General features: G+C 58.1%; 9 protein-coding genes and 1 pseudogene. 9 read left to right on the forward strand and 1 reads right to left on the reverse strand.

All coding sequences use genetic code 11. The annotated features are described in order from the left end of the window. Window positions 1–57: 57 nt before the first annotated feature. From carB to ACIGDJ_RS27340, 3 genes and pseudogenes are all read left to right on the forward strand, one after another. Window positions 58–2,613, forward strand: a pseudogene (gene carB, locus ACIGDJ_RS27330) (carbamoyl-phosphate synthase large subunit); the annotation flags it as partial. A gap of 2 nt (window positions 2,614–2,615) precedes the next feature. Then, window positions 2,616–3,092 carry a transcription elongation factor GreA gene (gene greA, locus ACIGDJ_RS27335; RefSeq protein WP_101158199.1) on the forward strand — a complete coding sequence of 159 codons (477 nt, stop codon included), beginning with the start codon at window positions 2,616–2,618 and terminating at the stop codon, window positions 3,090–3,092. 28 nt (window positions 3,093–3,120) lie between these two features. Continuing rightward, the gene (locus ACIGDJ_RS27340) at window positions 3,121–3,525 is read left to right on the forward strand and encodes an MFS transporter (protein WP_101158084.1); all 405 of its coding nucleotides are present in this window, start codon (window positions 3,121–3,123) and stop codon (window positions 3,523–3,525) included. Between the two features lie 9 nt (window positions 3,526–3,534). On the opposite strand, the gene ACIGDJ_RS27345 is transcribed toward ACIGDJ_RS27340, so the two are convergent. Next, window positions 3,535–3,843 carry a YhbY family RNA-binding protein gene (locus ACIGDJ_RS27345; protein WP_016771761.1) on the reverse strand — a complete coding sequence of 103 codons (309 nt, stop codon included), beginning with the start codon at window positions 3,841–3,843 and terminating at the stop codon, window positions 3,535–3,537. A 101-nt stretch (window positions 3,844–3,944) separates the two neighbouring features. Here ACIGDJ_RS27345 and rlmE point away from each other — a divergent pair, with 101 nt between their 5' ends. The 6 genes from rlmE to secG all read left to right on the forward strand — a co-directional run. Further along, window positions 3,945–4,574, forward strand: a complete 630-nt coding sequence (gene rlmE / locus ACIGDJ_RS27350; protein WP_101158082.1) for a 23S rRNA (uridine(2552)-2'-O)-methyltransferase RlmE — start codon at window positions 3,945–3,947, stop codon at window positions 4,572–4,574. A gap of 202 nt (window positions 4,575–4,776) precedes the next feature. Further along, window positions 4,777–6,684, forward strand: a complete 1,908-nt coding sequence (gene ftsH, locus ACIGDJ_RS27355; protein ID WP_397504681.1) for an ATP-dependent zinc metalloprotease FtsH — start codon at window positions 4,777–4,779, stop codon at window positions 6,682–6,684. A gap of 8 nt (window positions 6,685–6,692) precedes the next feature. Beyond that, window positions 6,693–7,544 carry a dihydropteroate synthase gene (gene folP / locus ACIGDJ_RS27360; RefSeq protein WP_397480218.1) on the forward strand — a complete coding sequence of 284 codons (852 nt, stop codon included), beginning with the start codon at window positions 6,693–6,695 and terminating at the stop codon, window positions 7,542–7,544. 16 nt (window positions 7,545–7,560) lie between these two features. Next, window positions 7,561–8,898, forward strand: a complete 1,338-nt coding sequence (gene glmM / locus ACIGDJ_RS27365) for a phosphoglucosamine mutase (protein ID WP_397480219.1) — start codon at window positions 7,561–7,563, stop codon at window positions 8,896–8,898. A gap of 65 nt (window positions 8,899–8,963) precedes the next feature. Continuing rightward, window positions 8,964–9,719, forward strand: coding sequence for a triose-phosphate isomerase (tpiA, locus tag ACIGDJ_RS27370; RefSeq protein ID WP_397504680.1), 756 nt, complete (start codon window positions 8,964–8,966; stop codon window positions 9,717–9,719). 4 nt (window positions 9,720–9,723) lie between these two features. Further along, on the forward strand, window positions 9,724–9,883 hold a 160-nt coding region (gene secG / locus ACIGDJ_RS27375), incomplete at its 3' end, for a preprotein translocase subunit SecG (protein ID WP_397504683.1).

A 9,883-nucleotide genomic window follows, 5' to 3' on the forward strand; every position in this document is an offset into this window, starting at 1 on the left:
AATCATAACGACAAAACACAGATCTTCACAAAAAAAAAAAAAATTTAACTACACCACGAAAAAAAGAACAAATGCATAATCGTCTTCTCGATAGAAAACTTCGACCCGATGGGCGTGCACACCGGTGACTCGATCACCGTTGCGCCGGCACAGACCCTGACCGACAAGGAATACCAGATCCTGCGTAACGCCTCGCTGGCGGTACTGCGCGAGATCGGCGTCGAGACTGGCGGTTCCAACGTGCAGTTCGGTATCTGCCCGAACACTGGCCGTATGGTCGTGATCGAAATGAACCCGCGCGTATCGCGTTCCTCGGCGCTGGCTTCGAAAGCCACCGGTTTCCCGATCGCCAAAGTCGCGGCCAAACTGGCTGTGGGTTACACCCTCGACGAGCTGTCGAACGACATCACCGGCGGCAAGACTCCGGCGTCCTTCGAGCCGTCGATCGACTACGTCGTGACCAAGCTGCCACGCTTCGCCTTCGAGAAATTCGCCAAGGCTGACGCGCGCCTGACCACGCAGATGAAGTCGGTGGGTGAAGTTATGGCCATCGGCCGGACTTTCCAGGAATCCCTGCAGAAAGCCCTGCGCGGTCTGGAAGTCGGCGTGTGTGGTCTGGACGAGAAACTTGACCTGAGCAATCCGGAAAGCATGAGCGTGCTCAAGCGCGAGCTGACCGTGCCGGGCGCCGAGCGTATCTGGTACGTGGCTGACGCATTCCGCGCTGGTTTGTCGGTCGAAGACATCTTCGGCATGAACATGATCGACCCCTGGTTCCTGGTGCAGATCGAAGACCTGATCAAGGACGAAGAGAAGGTCAAGACCCTCGGTCTTTCTTCGATCGACCGCGACCTGATGTTCAAGCTCAAGCGCAAAGGCTTCTCCGACCAGCGTCTGGCCAAGCTGCTGGGCGTGACCGAGAAAAACCTGCGCACGCACCGTCAGAAGCTGGAAGTGTTCCCGGTCTACAAGCGCGTCGACACCTGCGCCGCCGAATTCGCTACCGACACTGCTTACCTCTACTCGACCTACGAGGAAGAGTGCGAAGCAGCGCCGTCGGGTCGCGACAAGATCATGATTCTGGGTGGCGGTCCGAACCGTATCGGCCAGGGCATCGAGTTCGACTACTGCTGCGTTCACGCTGCTCTCGCCCTGCGCGAAGACGGCTACGAAACCATCATGGTCAACTGCAACCCGGAAACCGTTTCTACCGACTACGACACTTCCGACCGTCTGTACTTCGAGCCGGTAACCCTGGAAGACGTACTCGAAATCTGCCGCGTCGAAAAGCCGAAAGGCGTGATCGTCCAGTACGGCGGCCAGACCCCGTTGAAACTGGCTCGCGCGCTGGAAGCTGCTGGCGTGCCGATCATCGGCACCAGCCCTGACGCCATCGACCGCGCCGAAGACCGCGAGCGCTTCCAGCAAATGGTCGAGCGTCTGAACCTGCGTCAGCCGCCGAACGCCACCGTGCGCAGCGAAGACGAAGCCGTTCGCGCTGCGGCGAAAATCGGTTATCCGCTGGTCGTGCGTCCGTCCTATGTACTGGGCGGCCGTGCGATGGAAATCGTTTACAAGGAAGACGAGCTCAAGCGTTACCTGCGTGACGCGGTGCAAGTGTCGAACGACAGCCCGGTGCTGCTCGACCACTTCCTCAACTGCGCCATTGAAATGGACGTGGACGCGGTCTGCGACGGCAAAGACGTCGTGATCGGCGCGATCATGCAGCACATCGAACAGGCGGGCGTTCACTCCGGTGACTCCGCGTGCTCGCTGCCGCCGTACTCGCTGCCGGCGCACATCCAGGACGAAATGCGCGAACAGGTCAAGAAAATGGCCCTGGAGCTGGGCGTTGTCGGCCTGATGAACGTGCAGTTGGCGCTGCAAGGCGAAGACATCTACGTCATCGAAGTCAACCCGCGCGCTTCGCGTACCGTACCGTTCGTGTCCAAGTGCATCGGCGTTTCCCTGGCGATGATCGCTGCTCGCGTGATGGCCGGTAAGACACTGAAAGAGATCGGTTTCACCAAGGAAATCATCCCGAACTTCTACAGCGTGAAAGAAGCGGTGTTTCCGTTCGCCAAATTCCCTGGCGTTGACCCGATCCTCGGCCCGGAGATGAAGTCGACCGGTGAAGTGATGGGCGTCGGCGACACCTTCGGTGAAGCATTCGCCAAGGCGCAGATGGGCGCCAGCGAAGTGCTGCCGACCGGCGGTACCGCGTTCATCAGCGTGCGCGATGACGACAAGCCACTGGTTGCAGGCGTGGCCCGTGATCTGATCAACTTGGGCTTCGAAGTGGTCGCCACTGCCGGCACTGCGAAGCTGATCGAAGCCGCAGGCCTGAAAGTGCGCCGCGTGAACAAGGTGACCGAGGGTCGTCCACACGTGGTCGACATGATCAAGAATGACGAAGTCACGCTGATCATCAACACCACCGAAGGTCGTCAGTCGATCGCCGATTCGTACTCCATTCGTCGCAATGCCCTGCAGCACAAGATCTACTGCACCACCACCATCGCTGCGGGCGAAGCGATCTGCGAAGCGCTGAAGTTCGGTCCGGAAAAGACCGTGCGCCGCTTGCAGGATCTACACGCAGGATTGAAGGCATGAGCATAACCAAGTACCCAATGACCGTTCAGGGCGCAAAAGCCCTGGAAGAAGAACACGCTCACCTGACCAAGGTCGTCCGTCCGAAGCTCAGCCAGGACATCGGTACGGCCCGCGAGTTGGGTGACTTGAAGGAAAACGCTGAATACCATGCTGCCCGCGAGCAGCAGGGCATGGTCGAGGCGCGGATCCGTGATATCGAAGGCCGGATTCAGAATCAGGTCATCATCGATGTTACGGCCATTCCTCACACCGGTAAGGTGATCTTCGGTACGACTGTCGAAATCGCGAACGTCGAGACTGATGAAAGCGTCACTTACCACATCGTGGGTGAGGATGAGGCTGACTTCAAACTCGGCAAGATCTCCGTCGGCTCACCGTTGGCCCGTGCCTTGATTGGCAAGGAAGAGGGTGACGTCGTCGCCGTCAAAACGCCAAGTGGCGTGATCGAGTACGAGATTGTCGAAGTTCGTCACATCTGAAAGAAGGCGCCCGCTGCATGCGGGCGCCATGCTTTGGCAGCTGGCCCAGATGCTTTGGGTCGGCGGGCTATGGTTGATTCATCTCGGTTTGCAGCCGGCGTTGGGTCAGATTGGCCTGGCGCCGCTGCTGATCGACGAAGTCGCCAGTGCCTTTGAAGTGCTGGTGGTGGGTTTCGCTGCGGTTTGCGTGATTTTTCAGGCTTTGGTGCTGGTACAGGCCGAGGGCCCTGGCAGTCTATGGCGGGATTTTCGCGGGCAGGTGCTGATGATGGCGTTGTACGCGTGTGCGATGTATGTCGCCGTGCGTGTCGGCTGGCCGGAGGCGCAGCGCTGGCAGTTGTTCAGTTATCTGGTACTCGGATTTTCCGGGCTGGTGCTGGTCATGCAGCCGGTGCCGGGTTGGAGTGGCAGGGTGCGCGAAGCACACCCTTGACCTTTGTCATCACTTGAAGCGATGAACGTTCGACAGCTGCTTGTTGGCGCTGAAGTTCTTGCGATAGACCAGAGCCATCTTGCCGATGACCTGTACCAGGTCCGCTTTGCCGACCTTGCACAGTTCTGCGATGTGCGCCAGGCGCGACTCGCGATCGAGGATGTTGAGCTTGATCTTGATCAGCTCGTGATCCGCCAGGGCGCGTTCAAGTTCGGCTAGCACACCTTCAGTCAGACCGTTGTCAGCCACCGTCAGAACTGGTTTCAGGTGGTGGCCAATGGATTTGTACTGTTTTTTCTGCTCTGGAGTGAGCGGCATAATCTGACCCTTTCGTCTGGATTCTGTAAAATGGCGGCCATTTTACCCGAGGGTTCGTGGATCCGCCCAACTAATCACGACCCTAATCATCGAGGTGCCCAATGGCGCGTTCCAAGACAAGCCTTGGTTGGCTGAAAAGACATGTCAACGATCCTTATGTGAAGCAGGCGCAGAAGGATGGTTACCGCTCGCGTGCAAGTTACAAGCTTCTGGAAATCCAGGAAAAATACAAACTGATCCGCCCGGGCATGAGCGTGGTCGACCTGGGCGCTGCGCCGGGCGGCTGGTCGCAGGTCACCAGTCGGCTGATTGGTGGGCAGGGGCGTCTGATCGCCTCGGACATCCTGGAAATGGACAGCATCCCTGACGTGCAGTTTATCCAGGGCGACTTCACTGAGGACGCGGTTCTCGCTCAGATCCTTGAGGCTGTGGGTAATTCGCAGGTAGACCTTGTGATTTCCGATATGGCCCCCAATATGAGTGGTACGCCGGAAGTGGATATGCCCAAGGCCATGTTCCTTTGCGAGCTGGCTTTGGATCTGGCGGAGCGGATACTCAAGCCGGGTGGCAATTTCGTCATCAAGATTTTCCAGGGCGAAGGTTTCGATGTTTATCTGAAGGATGCTCGGAAGAAATTCGACAAGATCCAGATGATCAAGCCAGACTCTTCCCGTGGCAGCTCTCGTGAGCAATACATGCTGGCATGGGGTTACCGCGGCGGTGATGCGTAAAGCGAGGTTTTTCGCCAGGGCGATAGGTTTTTCGTATTTCGCTCCGCGTGCATAAGCGAATATTGTGTAGAAAGTGTTTCACAAAGGGTTACAGACGGCGCCTGCCAGAGTCGTAGGTAATGTAGTAAGTTAGGCCGGTGAATATCATGCGAAGCGCGCGCCAGCAGCGGAGCTTGCTACAGAGGGTAGTTAATTGAACGATATGGCAAAGAATCAGATCCAGTGGTGGATCATCGCGGCTGTCCTGGTGACGGTGATGAACAACTTCTCCAGCCCTAACGAGCCGCAAACCCTCAACTATTCCGACTTCATCCAGCAGGTCAAGGATGGCAAGGTCGAGCGCGTCGCCGTTGATGGTTATGTGATTACCGGCAAGCGTACCGATGGCGACAGTTTCAAGACCATTCGTCCGGCAATTCAGGACAATGGTCTTATTGGCGACCTGGTCGACAACCATGTAGTGGTTGAAGGCAAACAGCCTGAGCAGCAAAGCATCTGGACCCAGCTCCTGGTGGCCAGCTTCCCGATTCTGGTGATCATCGCGGTGTTCATGTTCTTCATGCGCCAGATGCAGGGTGGCGCTGGTGGCAAGGGCGGCCCGATGAGCTTCGGCAAGAGCAAGGCACGCCTGCTCTCCGAAGATCAGGTGAAGACCACATTGGCTGACGTCGCCGGTTGCGACGAAGCCAAGGAAGAAGTCGGCGAGCTCGTCGAGTTCCTGCGTGATCCGGGCAAATTCCAGCGTCTGGGCGGCCGCATTCCTCGCGGTGTGCTGATGGTTGGTCCGCCGGGTACCGGTAAAACCTTGCTGGCCAAGGCGATTGCCGGTGAAGCGAAGGTGCCGTTCTTCACCATTTCCGGTTCCGACTTCGTCGAGATGTTCGTCGGTGTCGGCGCAAGCCGCGTCCGCGACATGTTTGAACAGGCCAAGAAGCACGCCCCTTGCATCATCTTCATCGACGAAATCGACGCAGTCGGTCGTCACCGTGGCGCCGGCATGGGCGGCGGTCACGACGAGCGTGAACAGACTCTCAACCAGTTGCTGGTGGAGATGGACGGCTTCGAAATGAACGATGGCATCATCGTGATTGCCGCAACCAACCGTCCGGACGTACTCGACCCTGCGCTGCTGCGTCCGGGCCGTTTCGATCGTCAGGTGGTGGTTGGCTTGCCGGACATTCGTGGCCGCGAGCAGATTTTGAAAGTACACATGCGCAAAGTGCCGATGGGCGACGACGTTGCTCCGGCAGTGATCGCACGTGGTACTCCGGGTTTCTCCGGTGCTGACCTGGCCAACCTGGTCAACGAAGCGTCGCTGTTCGCTGCGCGTAGCGGCAAGCGTATCGTCGAGATGAAAGAGTTCGAACTGGCCAAGGACAAGATCATGATGGGCGCCGAGCGCAAATCAATGGTCATGTCCGAGAAAGAAAAACAGAACACTGCTTATCACGAAGCTGGCCACGCCATTGTTGGTCGGGTAGTGCCTGAGCATGATCCGGTTTACAAGGTCTCGATCATTCCGCGCGGTCGCGCGCTGGGTGTGACCATGTTCCTTCCGGAAGAAGATCGCTACAGCCTGTCCAAGCGTGCGCTGATCAGCCAGATCTGCTCGCTGTACGGTGGTCGTATTGCTGAAGAAATGACCTTGGGCTTCGATGGGGTTACCACCGGTGCCTCCAATGACATCATGCGGGCAAGTCAGATCGCGCGGAACATGGTGACGAAGTGGGGACTGTCGGAAAAACTGGGTCCGTTGATGTACGCCGAAGAAGAGGGCGAAGTGTTCCTCGGTCGCGGCGGCGGTGGTCAGGCTGCCAGCTTCTCCGGCGAGACTGCCAAGCTGATCGACTCCGAAGTGCGCAGCATCATCGATCACTGCTACGGTACGGCCAAGCAGATCCTCACGGATAATCGTGACAAGCTGGATGCCATGGCTGATGCGCTGATGAAGTATGAAACCATTGATGCCGAGCAGATCGACGACATCATGGCAGGTCGTACACCTCGTGAGCCTCGTGACTGGTCTGGCGGCACCGGTACGCCTCCACCGCCTGTCGTGCAGGACGAGCGTCCGGAAAAACCGATTGGCGGTCCGGCTGCTGACGTTTAAGGTTTGAAATGACTTCTGTTCAGTCCCTGACCCGGTTGCCTTGCGGCAACCGGGTTCTTGATTTGGCCCAGACGCATGTCATGGGCATTCTCAACGTCACCCCTGATTCCTTCTCCGACGGCGGCCATTACAGCCAGCTCGATGCGGCTCTGCGCCATGCCGAAGCCATGGTGCTGGCTGGTGCGACGCTTATCGATGTCGGCGGCGAATCGACTCGGCCCGGTGCGCGAGCGGTTTCTCCGTTGGAGGAGCTTGAGCGCGTCGCACCAATTGTCGAGCTGATCAATCGCGAGCTGGATGTCGTTATCTCGGTCGATACTTCCACCCCGGCAGTCATGCGTGAAACCGCACGGCTCGGTGCCGGGCTGATCAATGACGTGCGTTCGTTGCGTCGCGACGGTGCGCTGGACGCGGCGGCCGCGACCGGATTACCGGTCTGCCTCATGCACATGCTCGGCGAGCCGGGCGATATGCAGGACAATCCGCAGTATCAGGATGTCACTCGCGAGGTCGGTGAGTTTCTCGCCGAGCGCATGGATCGGTGTGCCCAGGCTGGCATTCCCGCTGAGCGGATCATTCTTGACCCCGGCTTCGGCTTCGCCAAAACCCTGCAGCACAATCTAAGCTTGTTCAAGCACATGGAGGCCCTGCATGCTCTGGGTCGACCTCTGCTGGTAGGTGTTTCGCGCAAGAGTATGATTGGCCACGCCTTGAATCGTCCCGTGGGCGAGCGTCTGCATGGCGGGCTGGCACTGGCGGCGCTTGCTTCAGTCAAGGGCGCGTCTATATTGCGGGTTCACGATGTGGCGGAAACCGTCGATGTCGTGCGAATGATCGCGGCCGTGGAATCAGCCGAATAAGAATGATGGAGCACTTATGAGCAAGAAATATTTTGGTACCGACGGCATTCGCGGTCGCGTTGGTGAGTACCCGATCACGCCTGACTTCATGCTCAAGCTTGGCTGGGCGGCCGGCATGGCCTTCCGCAAGATGGGTGCCTGCAAGGTGCTGGTCGGCAAGGACACGCGGATCTCCGGTTATATGTTTGAGTCGGCACTCGAGGCCGGGCTGACCTCGGCGGGCGCCGATGTGATGCTGCTCGGCCCGATGCCGACCCCCGCGATCGCCTATCTGTCGCGCACGTTCCAGGCTGAAGCAGGCATTGTGATCAGTGCATCGCACAACCCTCATGACGATAACGGCATCAAGTTCTTCTCCGGTAAGGGCACCAAGCTGCCGGACGAGTTGGAGTTGATGATCGAAGAGTTGCTGGATACGCCGATGACCGTCGTCGAGTCGAGCAAAATCGGCAAGGTCTCGCGAATCAACGATGCATCGGGTCGCTACATTGAGTTCTGCAAAAGCAGCGTGCCTACCGGGACCAATTTCGCTGGGCTGAAAATCGTCATCGACTGTGCGCACGGTGCGACCTATAAGGTAGCGCCGAGCGTCTTCCGTGAGTTGGGGGCTGAAGTTGTCGTGCTGTCTGCTCAGCCGAACGGATTGAACATCAATGATAACTGTGGTTCCACGCATATGGGGCCGTTGCAGGCTGCGGTACTTGCCGAGCATGCTGACCTTGGCATCGCATTCGATGGTGATGGCGACCGGGTATTGATGGTTGATCACACTGGCACCATCGTCGATGGTGACGATTTGCTGTTTATCATCGCCCGGGATCTGCATGAGCGCGGCAAGTTGCAGGGTGGCGTCGTCGGTACGTTGATGAGCAATCTTGGTCTTGAGCTGGCACTGGCGGAGCTGTCGATCCCGTTCGTTCGCGCCAATGTCGGTGACCGCTACGTGATCGCCGAGCTGCAGGAGCGCAATTGGCTGGTAGGTGGGGAAAACTCCGGGCATGTGGTTTGCTTCAATCACACCACCACGGGCGACGCGATCATCGCGGCCTTGCAAGTGTTGATGGCTCTGAAATCCCGCAATGAAGGTTTGGCACAAATCCGGCAGGCGTTGCGCAAGTGCCCTCAAGTGCTGATCAATGTGCGCTTTGGCGGCGGGGAAAGCCCGCTGGAGCATCCGGCTGTCAAGGAAGCCAGTGCTCGTGTAACGCAGGCAATGGCGGGGCGCGGTCGTGTGCTTCTGCGCAAGTCCGGTACAGAGCCTTTGGTGCGCGTCATGGTTGAAGGCGAAGATGAAAACCAGGTCCGCGGCTACGCCGAGGAGCTGGCAAAACTGATAACCGAAGTTTCTGCCTGATACGGCTTGCAAGCCATGATTGTGTTGGGTAACATCTGCGCCCACTTTGACCGACGAGGTACAGCATGCGTCGCCCTATGGTAGCTGGTAACTGGAAGATGCACGGTACCCGCGCCAGCGTCGCTGAGCTGATCAACGGCCTTCGTCATCTGGCCTTGCCGAGCGGTATTGATGTCGCGGTGTTTCCGCCTTGCTTGTATATCAATCAAGTGATTGATGGCTTGAAAGGCAAGTCGATTTCAGTCGGCGCGCAGAACTCTGCGGTGGAAGCCATGCAAGGTGCACTGACCGGTGAAATTGCTCCCAGTCAGTTGGTGGATGCAGGTTGTTCCCTGGTGCTTGTTGGGCACTCCGAGCGTCGCCAGATTATGGGCGAGCGAGACGGAATGCTGAATCGCAAGTTTGCAGCGGCACAGGCGTGTGGCTTGATTCCGGTGTTGTGCGTAGGTGAAACCCTCGAGCAGCGCGAAGCCGGGAAGACTCTTGATGTTGTCGGGCGTCAGCTGGGCAGCATCATCGAGGAGCTGGGTGTCGGTGCCATTGCCAAGGCGGTCATTGCTTACGAGCCGGTCTGGGCCATTGGTACCGGGCTGACTGCAACGCCGCAACAGGCTCAGGATGTGCATAAAGCCATCCGTGACCAGTTGGCGGCAGAGAATTCTGAAGTCGCACGAGGAGTGCGGCTTCTATACGGCGGCAGCGTGAAGGCGGCCAATGCGGTCGAACTGTTCGGCATGCCGGATATCGATGGGGGGCTCATTGGTGGAGCTTCCCTGAATGCAGAGGAGTTCGGTGCGATCTGTCGCGCCGCGGGAAACTGAGAAAATGCTGGAAACAGTCGTAGTCGTTTTTCAACTGCTGGGTGCATTGGGCGTAGTTGCTCTGGTTTTGCTGCAGCAGGGTAAGGGTGCGGACGCTGGCGCATCTTTCGGAGCAGGTGCATCAAATACAGTGTTCGGAAGCCAAGGTTCCTATACCATTCATA

It is taken from the genome of Pseudomonas sp. NPDC079367 (assembly GCF_044542195.1).
Lineage (GTDB): Bacteria > Pseudomonadota > Gammaproteobacteria > Pseudomonadales > Pseudomonadaceae > Aquipseudomonas.

Excerpts from the sequence above, each read along its gene's own strand:
- ftsH (WP_397504681.1), top strand. The coding sequence starts at position 4,777 with ATGGCAAAGAATCAGATCCAGTGGTGGATCATCGCGGCTGTCCTGGTG.
- folP (WP_397480218.1), top strand. The coding sequence starts at position 6,693 with ATGACTTCTGTTCAGTCCCTGACCCGGTTGCCTTGCGGCAACCGGGTT.
- glmM (WP_397480219.1), top strand. The coding sequence starts at position 7,561 with ATGAGCAAGAAATATTTTGGTACCGACGGCATTCGCGGTCGCGTTGGT.
- tpiA (WP_397504680.1), top strand. The coding sequence starts at position 8,964 with ATGCGTCGCCCTATGGTAGCTGGTAACTGGAAGATGCACGGTACCCGC.
- rlmE (WP_101158082.1), top strand. The coding sequence starts at position 3,945 with ATGGCGCGTTCCAAGACAAGCCTTGGTTGGCTGAAAAGACATGTCAAC.
- ACIGDJ_RS27345 (WP_016771761.1), bottom strand. The coding sequence starts at position 3,843 with ATGCCGCTCACTCCAGAGCAGAAAAAACAGTACAAATCCATTGGCCAC.
- ACIGDJ_RS27340 (WP_101158084.1), top strand. The coding sequence starts at position 3,121 with ATGCTTTGGCAGCTGGCCCAGATGCTTTGGGTCGGCGGGCTATGGTTG.